The organism is Paenibacillus donghaensis (assembly GCF_002192415.1).
Lineage (GTDB): Bacteria > Bacillota > Bacilli > Paenibacillales > Paenibacillaceae > Paenibacillus_AQ > Paenibacillus_AQ donghaensis.
The window spans coordinates 6,397,557-6,414,609 of sequence record NZ_CP021780.1 but is presented as its reverse complement, the minus strand read 5'-3'; the positions used below and the strand labels follow the sequence as shown (position 1 = coordinate 6,414,609).

Genomic DNA, 17,053 nt, shown 5'->3' with positions numbered 1-17,053 from the left:
AATTAGTTGCAGGTTCGGTCTACTACTTAGGACCCTGCAAGACTCCAAGCCCTTGAACTATAAGGTAACCCACATTCTAGCGGACCGTATAGCCCCTATTTCCTCCTTTCTGCGATCTTTTGACGTCTTACGGACCGTATAGCCCCTAAGTCGTCAAAATAAGACCTAACCCAAGGTTTTTTTGTGGTATAGAGGCTCCTGGGTCCGTTAATCCTGCAAAACGGTCTATTTACAGCAAATAGGTGCTCCTGAGTCCGCAACGTCTGAAATCGAAACGAGGGTTAGGAGCGAAGAGGGCTAGGGGACTTAAGTAGTAACCAGTTTCGCATCTAATTACTCCCAGTGTTCCCGGGTAACAATCTAAATTCCGGCTGGAATTCTAGGTAGTAACATTAAAAGTGAGCCGTTTGTGCGTGAATTATTTGCTCAGCGGCAGCCAGGCCAGCACATTGCGGATTTGGGTGTCCCAGTAGCCCCATTCATGGCCGCCGGGACCTTCTTCATAGGTGAGCGACAGTGACGTTTCGCTGCACTTCTCGCGGAAGCGCTGGTTGTCCTCATACAGGAAGTCCTCTGTGCCACAGCATTGGTAGAGCAGCGGCTTCGGTCCCTTGGAACGATCCAGCTCCTCCAGCAGCCACAGCAGGTCATCTGATGTGCCGCTGATATCACCTGTGCCGAAGATCCGGTCATATTCTACGGTTCGAACAGTCGGGTCCACCCAATTCAAGAAGTGATGCGCCATATCCAGCGCCCCCGACAGACTGGCAGCAGCAGCGAACGTCTCCGGCTTCCGCAGCCCGAGCTTGATTGCACCATACCCGCCCATCGACAGCCCCGCTACGAAGGTATCCTCACGTTTTGGCGACAGCGGAAAGAACGAACGTGCCAGCGCAGGCAGCTCCTCACTGATGAAAGTCCAGTAGCGGCCGCCCTCCGCCATATCCGTATAAAAGCTGCGGTGCACCTGCGGCATCACCACGGCAATACCCATTTCCGCGACATATCGTTCTATTGAAGTCCGGCGCAGCCAGATCGAATCGTCATCCGACAGCCCATGCAGCAAATACAATGTAGGGTGAAGATCACCATGCGAGACGTTGCTCATTCCGATCTGAGTGGTTGTTTTTTGCGGCAAAATCACAGTCATTGAGGTACTGAGTCCAAGCACTTCCGAATAAAATCTACATTCTATCAAGGCCATTTCTTCATCCTCCCCTTCCCCCAAATGATAGCATACCGAAAAAGCCAGGGTACATTGGAACAATCTCTAAATATTATGAGTGATAGGATTGCTGGAGCGTGAGCCAAAAGAATATAATGGAAAAAGGACGAGTAGTTCAAAAGATACAGGGTGAGGTTGCCCTGCAGGCAGAGGAGGAGGATATTAGGATGAAATTGGGCCTTAAGCAGGAGCGAGGCTTCACACTTATAGAAGTTCTGGCAGCAATTGTTATTCTGTCGATTGTTTCCCTGGTGCTTACGTCTTATTTCACCAATGCCATGTCGTACTCCAAAGCCAACCAGAACAAGACTATTATGGTCAATCTGGCGCGCAATGCACTGTTCTATGTGGAGAAGGAGGATTTCGGGAAGCTCCAGACCTACTTCGTTGTCAATAATCATTCCAGCATCGCTGCCTCAGACTGTCAGCCGCCTAAACCCTCGGAGACTGACTCCTGCAGCGGCTATAGCGGTGTCGTCTCCAATAACAACGTGTTGGCCCATGTCCTGAATCCTGTGGTTAACGGCATTTCCTATCAGATTAACATCGAGTATCAGCGCTCCTTGCACCAGGAGATGGTCACCTCGAAGGATACCATTGAGAAAGAAACCTCCAAATATCTTATTCCTGTACGGATCAGGATCAGAGATGCGGGAAGAGTCACTGCAAATGTCAATGAAACGGTTGTGGAGGGATACATAACAGATGAGAAAATTCGCTGATCTTCTGCGCCGGGAGCAGGGCTTCACCTTGATTGAGCTGATTGCTGCGCTGTCGCTGTTCTCGCTGGTGGCCGGGCTGATCTATGGAGTGATGATGTTCGGGGTACAGAGCTACCAGAGAGTTACGATGGAGAATACGCTCCGAGACGAAAGTGACTTGCTGATGTCTTCGATTATTACGGAGATCTATACGTTCGCACCCCATCGAATATCTTCGATTAAGGCAACGGCAGGAAGTACAGATACGGCAATTATTCTGCAAAAAGAGAACCTCAGCGGCGGAACGGAGCAAGTTGAGATTGCAGTGGCGGGCGGCAAATTATCTATCAAGGAGGTGGCAAGCTCACCTCCAGGCGGCACTTCTGATCCTGATCCAGCGGCTACGGTAGCGTCTTCATTCACGGCAGAGCCTGCAATTACGGTAGCATCTTCGACCACGGTAGAGTCTGCCACTACGGTAGCATCTTCGACCACGATAGAGTCTGCCACTACGGCAGCACCTTCCCCGTCGGTAGCCCCCTCGTCTTCGCCTGAGAACTATGACACCCGTACATCGGTTTCTTCAATGCTTGAACCCTCATCCCAAATTACACTGCAATGCAGTGCAGGAGATATAGAGCCTTGCGAAAGCGGCCTGATCCATATTAAGTTGTCCCTGAGTCTTGAGCGTGGGGGCAAGCTGCGTCAGCTAGACTTGGAGAGCAAATTCGGATTCTAGGGAGCGGGTGAACCTTGTGCCTATAGCAAAGCGTAAGTGTAATGTATCAGAGTCTGCTGTCCGCAAGGCCTGGCTTAGGCAGGAGCAGGGCTCTGCGCTGGTGCTGGTGATGTTCGTGGTGTTAATGCTGACGATTCTGGGCCTGGCCGTCCTCAGTGCAACGGTTGGGGGGGGCGCAGCGGACCGAAACGAAGGAGAGCGATGTACAATCCCTGCATCTGGCCCAGAAAGGGCTGAGCGAGGCTGCCGCCTACATTCAATCCCAGTTGGAGGGCCTGCAGCTGCAGGATGTAGATCCGGCCCAGCTGCAGACCATTCTACAGGGTCTGGACAAGCATAAATCCAGTCTGAAGGTGACCACCGAGCTGGAGGCCGCTATGAATGGCAGGGTGGAGAATATTGAATACAAAGAGAAAATTGTAGGCAACCAATCGATTAAATATATTATTCATATCGGTGCATCAGCCATGGTTAATGGCGTTCAGCGTAAGCTGACCCAGCAGATTACGCTCGAGAGCTACCCGGACTTTCTGAAATATGCTTTTGGCTCAGAGCAAACCTTAAGGCTGAACGGGGCGCCGCTGCTGCAAGGCAATATTTATGCAGGAGACAAGCTGGTGGTTACGGATACGGCTAAATACAGCTATGGGGGGCTGAAGCAAGCTGAGAATATCAGGCTGTTTCCTACGGTAAGTGCTAACAGCAGTGCTACGGCCAAAGGCGAGGTGCATGTGCAGTCTGTGGACAGCATCCGATATACCGAGGGAGCAACGGCAGTTACCGAAGGGGTAGATGATGGCCAGTTTGCTTTGTCAGAAGGCAACCGTGATTTCACCAACATCCAGAGCAAGATCCTTCATATCACACCAGACAAGGTGAAAATTAAGGAACAGAAGAAATTCGTGCAGATCAATGTGGAGGAATCGTTCATTGAGAAGCTGGCCCAAGCGCTGCTGGCTCAGTCGCCGAGGGACAGTGAAACGGCCCGGAAGAATCTGAGGGATGAGCTTCGCTTGAAAAATAAAGAAGGTACAGCTGCCTTAAACACCTGGCTTACCGGCAGCAAGATGGTTGAGCATATTCCGGGAATGCCTGTGGTGCCTGTCAAGGAGCAGCCTGAGACGTATGCCACTCCGGAGCGGATTCAAGAGCTGGAGGACAGATATAAGGTAGAGATGAAGGTGTATGAAGGGGAGCTGGAGCAGTTAGGGAAATTGGATGCAAGTATAGTGTTTAATGGGAATGTTCGGGATATGCTGGTCGACGGGTTGGACTACAAACAAATCAATTATACTCCGGCGTCGCAGAATACTACGAATCCCCCTGGCTGATCGTAGCAGGCAATCTGGAAATCAACAATTATAATACGGCTGAATTTTTGCCTGTGAATGCCAATATCCTGGTGACCGGCAATGTGATGATTAGAGGCAATGTTGCTTTTGATTCGACGATGCTGGTGCTGGGAGAAACCACGGTGGAGGACGCGAATATCCAAGGGATTATTGATACTGATAGTGGCGGCGATAAGAAAGAGCTGGTGCTGATGTCCAAAGGCAAGGTGCTGATCAATCGACTCGACACCTTTGCCACAACTCAGCCGATTCCAGACGAAGTGATGGATGCCTTCTTCTATACTGATTCCAGCGGTGAGCTCTATGGGGTAGGTTCGATGTTTTATCTGAACGGCGGTTTTTTTGCCAAAGAGGATTTAACGGTGAATGCTGTTACAGGTGTGGTGAATAAGCCGGGTACAGAAGATACCAGCGGAAAGCTCACGTTCAGCGCCCAAGTGCAGGACGGACTCAAACGTTTCGTCGTCGATTACAATAATGAGGTGTATGGTCACCAACAATCCAGCCTGCCCCGGGTGCAGAGTATCCATGTGCATGTTGGACCGGTGCAGCTGGTGAATTGAGCAGAAACAGATACAGGTACCAGAAACAGAACCGGCTGCGCATCCTTTAACAGGAGGCGCAGCCGGTTGTTTGTCTACAGATGTTTAATAGCGGTCATTGTTATCCCGAGCCTTCACTTTGACGAGTAGGGTGGCCTCGATTGGCAGGTGATTCGGATCTTTAGATTCGCTGTTGTAGGTGACTGTAACCAGGGTTGTCCCGTTCTGAAAACCGTGAATGACCCCGCGATTATTTACGTTAATCTGCTTATTGAAGTCTGCGGTTGCTTTAGTTTCACTATGCCATTCCAGACTGTCCAGGATCTGTTTATATAACTTGGAGTCATTCTCTATTGCTCTGGGAGTAAGCCACAGCAGTCTATTAAGGTCCTTCTTCTCACCTACAGTAATCTCAACATCCGCACCAGAGAAGGTTAACCCTGTAAGCTTGAGCGGATCTATCCTTACTTTTTTAGTTTTGGTGACACCTCCGGCGGTTACGGTAACAATAACTTCATCTGTTGCGTCCACGCCGGTAAGTGTATATTTCGTATGGTCACTGTTGCCTGCGGCTGGAGCCAATGTGGCGAATGCACTACCTTGCCCTTCAAAGTCCCATGAAATCAGATAAGCATCTGCGCCTTCAGGCTGGAAATCGGAGAGCGTCAGATCAATGCGGCTGCCTACCTCCACCGTTTCAGGTCCGTTAATCGTGAAGTCCATTAGCGGGTTGGTAATAGTGATGGTGATTGGATTGCTGGCAGGGGTTCCTAGGGTGTTGGTTGAACTGGTAACCGTTACAGTGACAGTGTAGGGGCCTGATTTCAACGCCTAGCCGTTTCTACTTAAAATATAAGAATTTATAGGTTTCACGCGATGAATTATCCTTCTATTTCCCGCAGAAACGGATGCCTGAAAGCGATACGTAGTATCGCTGCTTCGGAAGCATACGCTTTTCAGAGGACGGCGAAACCGTTTCTACTTATGCCCAATTGGAATTTGTCCCCTTTTCAATCAGGTGTGGAATGGGTATTTTAGCTTACGGGGTGCCAGAGCACCTGACCTTAGGAGGAGATAAAAATGAACAAGAAGTGGATGATCGGATCGTTGGCGTTATCTTTGGGATTGGTGTCTGCAGGAAGTGCGGCCATGGCAGCTTCACCGGCAAGCGGAAGTACGGCGATCCGCACAGTGGCGGTATCTACGCCAGGCAAGGAAGGACCGGCTACAATCAACAACCTGACCGTCAAGAGCATTATCCCGCTCCTGGTGCATGCCAAAAAGCTCTACACGTATTCCAATAAAGGTGGCAATGAATTCAAACCGGAGACCTTCGTATATAACGGAACGGAATTCCGTTACCTATCCAGTGATCTTGGAACGAAAGCGCAGTTGATCAACTACATAAAACGGGCATACACTCATAATGCAGCCGCTTTTTATGCCCAAACGCAGTTTCTGGAGCATAACGGAAGAATGGCACAGGTCAACGCGGATATTGGCAATCAGTTGGTGTATGAACAGGCTACTGCCCGAATGATTTCCAAGACTACAACAACTGCCGTATTCGAATTAAGCGTCCCTCATTCAGGCGGGTCAGCTCCTAATGAGACTGTGGTGGTGAAGCTGAAGAAAGTAAGCGGATACTGGAGAATCGATATGTCGCCGGATACGCTTTTCTAGAGCCGCAAGGCCTAATAGGTTAAGCAGAATAGGTTACAAAAAAACAGCCGGAGCTCCTTAGGAGCTCCGGCTGTTTTGATGTGATTGCGCCCAGTCCGTGCTACCGGCTACCGGTTGCTGCTGCGCACCCCATCCTCCACCACCTGTCGTTTGGGGGATTCGGGAGTGCCGCTGTGGCCTGTGCCTCCGCGGTTAATGGCAACTAGTCTCGGCTGCGGATAATAGGTGTCACGCGAGAGCCTGCTTTTCTCCACCAGCTTGCCGTCCACATGACGGAGCAGGTGGGTCTCAACTACATAACCGGTTTTACCGCTCTGCAGGACCCGTGTTCCTCCGCGCGGAAGTGAAGGGTCGTTGACGAGCTTGTCGGCAGCGGGCAAGACCTCTACGGTCTGTGACTGAACGGAATAGGACACATTGCGGGGAAAGGTGCCAAACAGCTTGATGGTCAGCGTGCGCCCCTGCACAGCTGCCCGGATCAACAGATACTTCCCTGTAGTGTTGCGGAAACGGAAGTTGATGTTGCCTTCTGCGAAGGTGGCATCCTGTCCCTTGGGCAAATAGCTGACAGGGAGAGAATGGTTGCGCCGCTCCACGATCTCAAGCCCTGTGCGCAAAGCGGCATTGTACAGCGTGCTGGATACCTGGCAGATTCCACCGCCGATCCCAGGCTGCAGCTTGCCGTTCACAATGACCGGGGCTTCCCTGAAGCCGGAATCCTGCTGGGCTTTGATTATCGCTTTGCCATAATCAAAAACGGCTCCCGGCGGCAGGATCGTATCATTGACTGCCTGGGCAGCGGCATTCACATTGAAGGTGCGTCCGGGTCCGCTTGCGCCGAGCGAGGTGCTGAACTGGATGATGCGCCGTTCAATGCCTTGGGCCTTGAGGGAGGCGAGCGTAACCTCCGGCAGCTTCACCACAAGCGGCACCTCCAGGGCAAGCCCTCTGCCCGGGAGGAATTCAGGATTGCTGAAGCGGGTAGGCACAGCGGCGCGAAGCGTGTTCTCCAGCGCCAGCCAGTCTACCTCATACGAGGTTTGTTCCGGCTTATAGATTACCCTGTCATCGCCGGTAATCTGCCGGTCGGCATTAACCGGCGTGCCGAAGGTTTCGCGCTCCCAAGCGGGGCTGAGGCTGCCCTGCAGGGCAGTGATGTCGAGATGAACCCCAAGGCTCCAGCTGTGCGGGAAGCTGCGCCGGGCCTGGACCCGGGCCAGCAGACCACCCTCCTCCAGCGTCTTCAGGCCCTGCAGGAAAGTCTCGGCTTCATAGGCCAGTCCGGCCTGCTTCAGCGTAAGCGTAAGCTCGGAGTTGCGCTCGGCCTGGAGGATCAGCGGGAGGGCTTCAAGCGACTCCAGCCGCTGATTCAGACCGGAGCGCACCTCGGTGAAGGTCAGTCCGCCAACGTCCCAATCGGCTATCTGGGTGTTCTCCGGTACAAGCTGCTGGCTTCCATAGAGATGAAGGCCCCCGAACAGGAGTGAGCCGGCCAGAATGAGGGCGGTTACGCCGATGAAGGCAGCGTGGATTTTTTTCATGACTAGTCTCCTTCTTGAAGCCGGATAAAGTGATCATTCTATGTATATGTGCGGACTTGGCAAAACTTTCAGACACAGCCGAAGTTACGGGGTACTCAAGCGGTTACGGATTTGTTACAATAGATACGTTGCGGTATTATTGCAGTTTATGGAAACCTGCGGTGTACGTTGTCGAAGTGCAAGCGGCGCAGAATGTCAGAATCGGGAAGTGATAAAATGATCGAAATGCAGGATGTGTGGAAGACCTATGCGAATGGAACCCATGCATTGCAGGGAGTCTCCGTCAAAATCGACCGCAATGAATTTGTGTATATTGTCGGACCGTCCGGCGCAGGGAAATCGACGTTCATGAAATTAATCTATAGAGAAGAGACTCCAACCAAAGGCCAGATTTCCGTGGGCGGGTTCAACATCGGCAAGCTGAAAGCGCGCAAGATTCCTTATGTGCGCCGCAATATCGGCGTTGTGTTCCAGGATTTCCGGCTGTTGCCCCGAATGACAGCCTATGAGAACATTGCTTTTGCCATGGAGGTTATCGAGGCGCCGAAGAAGGTCATCAAGAAACGGGTCAATGAGGTACTGGATCTGGTGGGACTGAAGAGCAAGGCCAACCGGGAGCCGTCCCAGCTCTCAGGGGGAGAGCAGCAGCGGATCGCTATCGCCCGGGCCATTGTCAACAATCCGGCTGTAATCATTGCGGACGAGCCTACCGGCAACCTGGACCCCGAAACGTCATGGGGCATCATGCAGCTGCTGGACGAGATTAACTTCCGCGGCACCACCATTGTTATGGCTACCCACAACCGCGACATTGTCAACAAGATGCGCAAGCGGGTGCTGGCTATCGAGAACGGGAATATTGTCAGAGACCAAGTGAGAGGAGAATACGGTTATGAGTTCTAAAACCTTCTTGCGTCATGTGCGGGAAGGCATCAGAAACGTATTCCGCAACGGATGGATGTCGATTGCATCCATTACCTCGATCGTCGTGTCTCTGTTTGTGCTTGGTGTATTTATTTTGCTTGTGCTTAACGTAAATGAAGTGGCTGACAAGGCGGACAGCCAGGTGCAGATCAATGTGCATCTAGCACTCGAAACGGATCAGAAGATGCGTGAGACGGTGCAGAAGGAAATCAGCGAGATGCCGGAGGTCAGCAAGATTGAATATGTCCCCAAGGATCAGGGACTGAAGGAGCTACGCACCGATCTTGGCGATGCGGCCGATGAAGTGCTGGAAGGCTTCAACAAAGACAATAATCCACTGCCCGATAAGCTGGTGGTAGATGTCGTGGTGGCAGACACCGTCGCTTTTGTCTCCGGCAAGATTGAGGATCTGAACAAAATCCACCCTGAGCAGCCGATATATAGAGTGAAGTATGGCAAAGGTTCGATTGAAACGTTATTTAAAGTGACCCGTGCTGTCCGTAACATCGGCTTTATTTTTGTGGCAGGACTGGCGCTGATGTCGATGTTTCTGATCTCCAACACCATAAGAGTGACCATTCTGGCCCGCCGCAAGGAGATTGGCATTATGAAGCTGGTGGGTGCAACCAATTATTTTATTCGCTGGCCTTTCTTTATAGAAGGGGCATTAATCGGGATGATTGGCTCGCTGATTACCTCGGGCGCCCTATATCTGGGGTACAGCGGTTTAACGGCCTCCGTGTCGGGCGATCCGATTCTTGGCCTGCAATTGATTCCGTTTCATGAAATCTGGATGCAGCTGTGCGGGCTGCTGGTAGGTCTCGGCATGCTGATCGGCATCTGGGGCAGTACGGTATCGATCCGCAAGTTCCTGAAGGTGTAGGACATCTGTGGCTCAGGCAAGGTTTCATAACATTTATAACTGATAAAGAATGGGGAGTGCGAGTTGAAGAAGATTGCCGCCGGGTTAGCTATGGCATTGCTGGCTGTCACTATTTTCGGGCCCTCTGATGGATATGCAACCAAAACAAGTATTGCCGATATCGACAGCCAGCTGAAGAAGCTGCAGCAGGAGGTCAAGGAAGCCAAGGCACAGCAGGAGAAGGCGGCTTCGCGCAACGTAGAGGCACAGCATTATAAGAACAAAACCAATCTGAATCTGCAGGTTGTGCTGGAGCAGGTGGAAGAGGTTAAAGGCAAGATGACCGATATTAACGGTCAAATCAAGAATACCGAAGAATCGCTGACAGTGGCGGAAGGCGAGCTGAAGGATGCGGAGATACGGGTGGCTTCCAGAGAGAAGCTGCTGGAGTCCAGAGTGCGTCTTATGTATACGGATGGTTCAGTATCCTATCTGGATGTGCTGCTCTCCTCCAAGAGCTTCTCCGATTTCCTGGACCGTGCGGATTCGCTGAAGATGATTGTGGATCAGGATCAGGACCTGCTCGTGCAGCATAAGACGGACAAGCAGAATGTAATCGACAAGAAGCTGGAGCTGCAGGGCAAATATGCCAAAGCGAAACAGCTGTACAGCGACCTGGAATCCCAGCGGACCCTGCTTAAAGAGAAGGAAGCGGAGAAACAGCAGCTGATCGCTTTCTATGATAAGGAGATTCAGACTGCGGACGATATTACCGAAGAGCAGAATGCCAAGCTGGTGAAGCTGGCCAGCGACCGTTCAGCGCTAGAGACGCAGAAGGACAAGCTGAAGGCGGAAGAGGCCGCGCGCAAAGCGGCTGCGGCCAAAGCGGCAGCAGCCAAGGCAGAAGCGGACCGCAAGGCGGCCGCTGCCACAAGAGCAGCGGCCTCGTCTTCTTCCGGCACAAGCTCGGAACCGGAAACTTATTCCGGCGGTGATGGACCTTTCCTACTGCCGGTCGGCTCGGCCAGAGTCTCTTCGGATTACGGCAAGCGGACCCACCCGGTTACGGGGGAAGTTGGCAAGATGCATACCGGTATTGACTTTGCCGTTCCACAGGGAACGAACATCCATGCCGCGGATTCCGGTACGGTTCTCGTATCGGAATGGTGGAGCGGCTATGGCTACTGTGTGATCATTGATCATGGCGGCGGGGTATGGACATTGTACGGGCATATCCGTGAAGGCGGTCTGAAGGTGAAGGCCGGTGACAGTGTAAGCCGTGGCGAGGTTATCGCCGAGTCCGGTTCCACCGGACGCTCCACAGGACCCCATCTGCATTTCGAGGTGCGGATCGACGGCAAGACCGTAAGTCCATGGCCTTATCTGTAATTTTGAGGCATATAAATATTAATTGAGTATACGGCATATACTGGAAGAGACGCCATTCCTTACTGAGGACGGGCTTAAGGCGCTTAGGCGAGATGGACAAGAAGGGACGGTGGAGCATTATGTTGAAAAAAAGCACAGCGGCGTTCATGATTGTCGCCGCCTTGTTGTGCGGCAGCCTGCTGACCCTGGGTGTGACCGGCTACAGCAATGTGTTCGGACAAGCTGCCGGAGCCGGACTGGCTTCCGTGCTGCAGGGCGGCGGCTTGCAGGAGAAAGAATCCCAGAAGCTGGGCACCGCACTGAGTCTGATCGAGAGCAACTATTACGAGAAGGTGGACCGCCAGAAGCTGATTGACGGAGCGGTCAACGGCATGATGGAAGCGCTCGGCGATCCGTATTCCAACTATATGGGCAAGGAGACAGCCGAGAAGTTTGAAGAGAGCATCGAAGGTTCTTTTTCAGGAATAGGTGCAGAGGTCTCTTCGGATAATGGCAAGGTCGTGGTAGTCTCCCCAATTAAGGGTTCCCCTGCCGAGAAGTCCGGCATTCAGGCCAAGGACGTGATTCTGTCCGTTAACGGAGAGTCGCTGGAAGGCGTAGAGCTGAACGCTGCCGTCAACAAGATTCGCGGTCCTAAAGGCAGCAAGGCCACATTGAAGATTCAGCGTGCGGGTTCCGCGCAGCCGCTGGAATTCGTGATTACACGTGACGATGTCAAGCTGGAGACGGTATATGCAACCATGGAGAAGGACGGCATCGGCGTCATCGAAGTTACCCAATTCTCGCAGAATACGGCGGAGCGCTTCAAGGAAGAGCTGGCCCGGCTGGAGAAGGAAGGCATGAAGGGGCTCGTGCTGGATGTCCGAAATGATCCCGGCGGTGTGCTGGACGTTGTGATCGAGATGGTGGAGCAATTCGTGCCTAAAGGCAAGACGATTGTACAGGTAGAGAACAAGAATAAACAGCGTGAACTCAGCACCTCCAAGGGTTCAAGCAAGGCTTATCCGGTCGTTGTGCTGATGAATAAGGGCAGCGCAAGCGCCTCGGAGATTCTGGCCGGTGCTCTGCAGCAATCGGCAGGCGCGAAGCTGATCGGCGAGAACTCCTTCGGCAAAGGCACCGTGCAGACCAGCTTCGAGAAACAGCTGGGCGACGGCAGTCTGCTGAAGATTACAATCGCCAAATGGTTAACCCCTGATGGCACATGGATTCACGGCAAGGGCATCAAGCCGGACCTGGCCGTAGCCCAGCCGGATTATTTCTCGGTAGCGCCGATCAACAAGAGCACGGCGCTGCAGTATAATATGAACAGTGCTGACGTGAAGAGCGCACAGACGATGCTGGACGGCCTCGGTTACAAGCCGGGCCGCAAAGACGGATATTTCGATGCGAATACCAAAGAAGCCGTGAGGAAATTCCAGAGTGAGTCGAAGCTTAAGGTGACAGGCATCATCGATGCCAAGACAGCGGAAGCGCTGGAGTTGGCCCTGATCAAGGTGATTCAGGACCCAACCCATGACAATCAGCGCAACCGGGGAATTGAAGAGCTGCAGAAGGAAATCAAAGCAGTGTCGTCGAACAAGTAAGAAGGCTGATTCTAGCCTTCTTTTTTAAATATAAATTTATAGGTTTCACACCATGAATTATCCTTCTATTTCTCGCAGAAACGGATACCGCCTCTTACAGAGGGCGGCGAAGCCGTTTCTACTTGATAGAGAAATTGATGCCGTATACCGCAGCTTCACCGGCCGGACGAAAAGGGAGGGACCTGCACTTTGGAATCATTAATCGAACTGCTGGGCAGCTTCGGCACAGCGCTTCTACGCATGCTGATCCAGCCCTATTACTATATAGCTCTGTTGTTTATGATCTTATATTACCGCCGTCAGGTGGCGCTTGAACGCATGCTGATTCATGTGAAGCTGCACAGCTGGGGACAAGAGACCTGGCGCACGGTGTGGAGCGGTCTGGTCGCCGGACTGATGGTGTCGGTGGCTGCGGTGCTGCTGGGCATCTCGTTGCCCGGCAAGGCGGTGGCCCTGATCTGGGCAGTCAGTTTCCTGCTGCTTCTGGTGCGTGTGCGTTATTTCTGCTTCGCTTATGCCATTGGTACGCTGGGGATTGTGCAATTTGTATTCTCATTCTTCCCGAATACGCTGCAGAGCGGAATTGCTGGCGAGTTCACAGCGGCTCTGCGGGGGATGGACATCCCGGCACTGCTGGTGCTGGCCGGGCTGCTGCATCTGGCTGAAGCGCTGCTGGCCCGCTGGCAAGGCGCGGGGCTGGCGACCCCGCTCTTCCTGGAAGGGAAGCGCGGCAAGGTCGTCGGTGGCTACCAGCTGCAGGCCTTCTGGCCGCTGCCGCTGTTCCTGCTCGTTCCCGCCGGATCGGGAACGCTGGACCTGCCCTGGCAGCCGCTGCTCGGCGGCGGCCTGGGGCTGGTCTCATTGCCCGTCATCATCGGCTTCAGCGAGATGACGCAGGGCATGCTGCCCGGGCGCAAGGCGGCCCGCACCTCAGGACGGCTGCTGATCTACAGCGTCGTCCTGACGGGCTTAAGCCTGCTTGCCGCCTGGTGGAGCCCGCTGACCCTACTCGCGGCGCTCGCAGCTATAGGGCTGCACGAGGGGCTTAGCTGGTACAGCGCTCTGGAAGAGCGCAGCACCAGCCCCATCTTCGTGCATCCCCCCGCCGGCCGCAAGGTGCTGGCCGTGCTGCCGGACAGTCCGGCGCAGGAGCTGGGCATCCTGCCCGGCGAGATCTTGCTGAAGGTCAACGGGGTCCTGTTGACCGAAGCCGCGCAGCTGCACAAGGCGCTGCGCATGAATTCCGCGTTCTGCAAGCTGGAGGTGCTGAACCGCGAAGGCGAGAGCAAATACCTCCAGCGCGCGATCTATGATGGCGACCACCATCAGCTCGGCATCATTCTGGTGCCGGAACCGGACGGCGCGGTCACCACGCAGGCGAAGCCGTCCAGCATCTTCAGCATCATCGCGATGAAGACGGGTGCCCGCAGCCGCAGCCTGCCGGGCGGCGCGCTGAAACGGCGGCGTGCCAGAGCCGAAGGCACGGCCAAGCCTGCGAAGGCGGCCAAAGCTCCGAAGGCTGCGAAGCCCGCGAAAGCCGCGAAATCGGATAAAGCCGACAAAGCGAAAAAAGCCGAGAAGAAGTCGGCGGAAGCCTGAATCGAGGCAATCGCGTCTGCGTCTACGGCTACAAACGACTACAATAAATCAACTCATCCAACAGCGCTCCCCCCGCGTCTACTGTAGCTGGGCAGCGCTGTTTTTCTGCTATAAGAAGTTGTTCGTAATTTAAATAAATGCCAAGGTGGTTACTAGTTAGGTCCCAGTGAGGACTAGGTATGTTTCCCAAGGACACTCGAAGTAATTAGATGCGAAACTGCAACTAAATTCAGTATAAACTCCTGTTAGGAGGCGAATAAGTGCATATCTGCAACTAATCTCGAGTACATCAGGCCTATTCCGCTCAAATGCCGAAATTAGATGCCTTTTTGCATCTAATTCCCCTAGAACACAAAAAATCCGCCAATTAGATGCACTATTGCAACTAAATCATGGATCGAACTTGTGGGAAGCACCTTAGAGCTGAGTCGGCATTAACTTAACATACTCAGGCCTGGGGAGTAATCTAAATATGCATATACTTTAGCCGGATCGCCAACCTGCGAGTAAATAACTGCACTCGTGCTGCTTTTGTTGTCATGCATGCTATTTTCGCCACTGGTGCTGCTTTTGCTGTACATGCTAATGTCGCTGCGTTCTTAGACTCATTATGGGGAAATACAACCGCTAGTTAGTCCCAGAACGATAATTCGAGGAAGACATAGGGAATTTATGTCACTAATAACGTCAGTTCGGCTCCGAAATGTAATCAACATCCGCAACGGCTCATTCCACCCAACAACGTACTATATTCTGCTCCATCTCTCTACCGCCGGCCATTCTTCAGATAAAAAATCGCAATCTGCGTGCGGTCCCGCAGCGCAAGCTTGCTGAGGATGTCGGTGATGTAGTTCTTCACCGTACCTTCGCTGAGAAACAGCTGGGCGGCGATTTCCTTGTTGCTGTGACCTTCGGCAATCGCGGCGACAACCGCCAGTTCGTTGCGGGTCAGCCCATAGGCCTCCAAGGGCTGTGCCGGTGAGGCTTCGGCAGGGGCAACCGGCTGCAGGAAACCAGCCAGCTTGCGGGCTATATCGGGGTGGATCAGCATATTGCCTTGCTGCACGGTTTTGATACCTTGAATAATCCGGTCAGGGGGGATATTCTTCAGCAGATACCCGCTCGCCCCGTTCCGCAGCGCCTCAATAATATACTCGTCATCATCGAAGGTAGTCAGCATCAGCACGGACACCTGCGGATACGACTGCTTGATCAGCTTCGTGCCTTCCACGCCGCCGCAGCCCGGCATCCGGATATCCATCAACGCCAGATCTGCCTCAAGTCCATCCTTCAGGAGCAGCATGGCTTCGTTCCCGTCTCCCGCTACGCCTACAACCTTAATCTCTTCATCGAGCCCCAGCAGAACCTTCAGGCTCTCTCGTATAAATGAATCGTCGTCGACAATCAGAACCTTGATCATAACCAAACTCCTTCTTCCAGAATATCCGCAGCGGTTACAATAGGGAGGTAGCTTTACTGCCTTCGCAGCCAACTGCTCTCCTTAGCCAACTATTCTCCGTGGCCTATTGTTCACCTAGCTCTATTGTTCACCTAGCTCTATTGTTCACCTAGCTCTATTGTTCACCTAGCTCTACTGCTCACTTAGCTCTACAACTCTCCTTGCCCTACATCTCAGTTTAGCCTACAACTCCCCTTGCCGGTAACTCGGCAACCGGGTTACAAGGCAGAAGCGCGGAGCCGTAATAATCTCCAGCGTGCCGCCGATCAGGCGGGTGCGTTCAGTCATGCCCTTCAAGCCCATGCCGCCGCCGTTCTCCAGCCGGTGTTGCTCTTCCTTCGCTGGCAGCGAACCATTGTTGCTAACCTCGAGCATAACTTCCGACTCCCGAAAGCTCAGGGTGATCCAGACTGCCGTGGCCTTGCCGTGGTGCAGGCTGTTGGTGATAGCTTCACGGGCGTTTTTGTACAGTACGACCTGGATGCTTGGATACAGCGGATAAGGCCGCCCCTCCACCTGATAGGAGGTCACGATTCCCGTATCACGCCCAATCTCCTCCAGCAGCCGGTCCAGCGCGTAGGCTCCTTCCAGCTGGGGTGCGACATTAATCCGCCGCACCGCAGTGCGCATGTCATCCATGCTGGCGGACAGCTGGTCGCGGATCTGGTTCATCATCTGCATGCCGGCCTCCGGTGCGGAGGGAAGCACCTGGATGGCGGCCTCCGTCATCATCTTGACCCGGATCAGCCGGTGGCCGATATCGTCATGCAGCTGGCGCGAGATCCGCACCCGTTCCTCGGACAGGGCGGCGTTCTCCACCTGGGTGCTGAATTGCTGCAGCCTGCTGCGCGTCTCCTCCAGCTCGAAATGTTTTTTGCGCAGCTGGTCATACAGGAACAAGGTATCCTGGCGTCCGCGTCCAGCCCGGAGCAGCAGCCCGTACAGAACTGCCGTCAGCAGAAACGTCAGGTTGACATAGATTCTGATAAGCGGCGCCGACTCGAGGAAGGCTACATTCAGCACAGCCAGATGGACCGCGGTGAAGTAGGCTGCCGTCCAACGCGGCTGCAGTTCCGAATAGAACAGCAAGGCTGACAAGGCGGGGAAGATCATCAAGCTGCCGTACTGGTAGCCCAGCCAGGCGGTGAACAGCATTTCCAGACAGCCTGCGAGTAAGGGCAGCCTTCCCGGCAGCCTGATACCCACCGTTACGAGCAGCAGCAGAAGCAGTACATGCAGGGTGAACCGTTCATAATCTTCATATTGAAATACATACATCGTTATAAAAGCGGGAATGAGAATAAGCCCATACCGCAGCAGATTCAACTCTTTATTCATGGGATCATTCCATCCTATTCCTGAAAGGTAACTTGTCTTCTTATCTTAGCATACTCCGCTGCGGCTTCAGGAGGTGACTTTGGTCACCTTTGAATGATGACTTTTCGTACCTC

The 17,053-nt window shown here is 53.3% G+C and carries 15 protein-coding genes; 10 read left to right on the top strand and 5 right to left on the bottom strand.

All coding sequences use genetic code 11. The features are described 5' to 3' along the window. Positions 1 to 418 precede the first annotated feature (418 nt). Positions 419 to 1,204 carry an alpha/beta hydrolase gene (locus B9T62_RS29080; protein ID WP_087918441.1) on the bottom strand — a complete coding sequence of 262 codons (786 nt, stop codon included), beginning with the start codon at positions 1,202 to 1,204 and terminating at the stop codon, positions 419 to 421. 188 nt (positions 1,205 to 1,392) lie between these two features. Here B9T62_RS29080 and B9T62_RS29075 point away from each other — a divergent pair, with 188 nt between their 5' ends. The 4 genes from B9T62_RS29075 (at position 1,393) to B9T62_RS29060 (ending at position 4,580) form a co-directional block, all read left to right on the top strand. Continuing rightward, positions 1,393 to 1,947 (top strand): type IV pilus modification PilV family protein, encoded by a 555-nt coding sequence (locus B9T62_RS29075; RefSeq protein ID WP_157794055.1) that lies wholly within the window; start codon positions 1,393 to 1,395, stop codon positions 1,945 to 1,947. Then, on the top strand, positions 1,931 to 2,665 hold the full coding sequence (locus B9T62_RS29070; protein ID WP_087918439.1) for a PulJ/GspJ family protein: 735 nt from the start codon (positions 1,931 to 1,933) through the stop codon (positions 2,663 to 2,665). The genes B9T62_RS29075 and B9T62_RS29070 overlap by 17 nt, the downstream gene beginning before the upstream one ends. A gap of 155 nt (positions 2,666 to 2,820) precedes the next feature. After that, positions 2,821 to 3,996, top strand: a complete 1,176-nt coding sequence (locus B9T62_RS29065) for a hypothetical protein (RefSeq protein ID WP_087918438.1) — start codon at positions 2,821 to 2,823, stop codon at positions 3,994 to 3,996. Between the two features lie 53 nt (positions 3,997 to 4,049). Beyond that, a complete protein-coding gene (locus B9T62_RS29060; protein WP_157794054.1) occupies positions 4,050 to 4,580 on the top strand; it encodes a hypothetical protein in 531 nt (176 codons plus the stop codon). An 84-nt stretch (positions 4,581 to 4,664) separates the two neighbouring features. Here B9T62_RS29060 and B9T62_RS29055 read toward each other — a convergent pair whose 3' ends face one another. Next, on the bottom strand, positions 4,665 to 5,387 hold the full coding sequence (locus B9T62_RS29055) for a hypothetical protein (protein WP_087918436.1): 723 nt from the start codon (positions 5,385 to 5,387) through the stop codon (positions 4,665 to 4,667). Positions 5,388 to 5,639: 252 nt separating this feature from the next. Here B9T62_RS29055 and B9T62_RS29050 point away from each other — a divergent pair, with 252 nt between their 5' ends. After that, positions 5,640 to 6,242, top strand: coding sequence for a DL-endopeptidase inhibitor IseA family protein (locus B9T62_RS29050; protein ID WP_087918435.1), 603 nt, complete (start codon positions 5,640 to 5,642; stop codon positions 6,240 to 6,242). Between the two features lie 107 nt (positions 6,243 to 6,349). On the opposite strand, the gene B9T62_RS29045 is transcribed toward B9T62_RS29050, so the two are convergent. Further along, complete coding sequence (locus B9T62_RS29045; RefSeq protein WP_087918434.1) at positions 6,350 to 7,783, bottom strand: VanW family protein; 1,434 nt, start codon at positions 7,781 to 7,783, stop codon at positions 6,350 to 6,352. A 216-nt stretch (positions 7,784 to 7,999) separates the two neighbouring features. Here B9T62_RS29045 and ftsE point away from each other — a divergent pair, with 216 nt between their 5' ends. The 5 genes from ftsE to B9T62_RS29020 all read left to right on the top strand — a co-directional run bounded on the left by ftsE (position 8,000) and on the right by B9T62_RS29020 (position 14,143). Continuing rightward, a complete protein-coding gene (gene ftsE / locus B9T62_RS29040) occupies positions 8,000 to 8,686 on the top strand; it encodes a cell division ATP-binding protein FtsE (RefSeq protein WP_087918433.1) in 687 nt (228 codons plus the stop codon). Next, positions 8,676 to 9,590, top strand: coding sequence for a permease-like cell division protein FtsX (ftsX, locus tag B9T62_RS29035; RefSeq protein WP_087918432.1), 915 nt, complete (start codon positions 8,676 to 8,678; stop codon positions 9,588 to 9,590). Before ftsE ends, ftsX begins: the two co-directional genes overlap by 11 nt. Before the next feature lie 63 nt (positions 9,591 to 9,653). Next, a complete protein-coding gene (locus B9T62_RS29030) occupies positions 9,654 to 10,958 on the top strand; it encodes a murein hydrolase activator EnvC family protein (protein ID WP_087918431.1) in 1,305 nt (434 codons plus the stop codon). Positions 10,959 to 11,077: 119 nt separating this feature from the next. Continuing rightward, on the top strand, positions 11,078 to 12,544 hold the full coding sequence (locus B9T62_RS29025; RefSeq protein WP_087920468.1) for a S41 family peptidase: 1,467 nt from the start codon (positions 11,078 to 11,080) through the stop codon (positions 12,542 to 12,544). 189 nt (positions 12,545 to 12,733) lie between these two features. Next, positions 12,734 to 14,143: a PDZ domain-containing protein gene (locus B9T62_RS29020; RefSeq protein WP_245864111.1), complete on the top strand. Its 1,410-nt coding sequence runs from the start codon at positions 12,734 to 12,736 to the stop codon at positions 14,141 to 14,143. Positions 14,144 to 14,909: 766 nt separating this feature from the next. Here the strand turns inward: B9T62_RS29020 and B9T62_RS29015 are convergent. Together B9T62_RS29015 and B9T62_RS29010 are read right to left on the bottom strand one after the other, a co-directional pair. Continuing rightward, positions 14,910 to 15,563 carry a response regulator gene (locus tag B9T62_RS29015; RefSeq protein WP_087918430.1) on the bottom strand — a complete coding sequence of 218 codons (654 nt, stop codon included), beginning with the start codon at positions 15,561 to 15,563 and terminating at the stop codon, positions 14,910 to 14,912. Positions 15,564 to 15,785: 222 nt separating this feature from the next. Then, positions 15,786 to 16,940, bottom strand: a complete 1,155-nt coding sequence (locus B9T62_RS29010; protein WP_087918429.1) for a sensor histidine kinase — start codon at positions 16,938 to 16,940, stop codon at positions 15,786 to 15,788. Positions 16,941 to 17,053 lie beyond the last annotated feature (113 nt).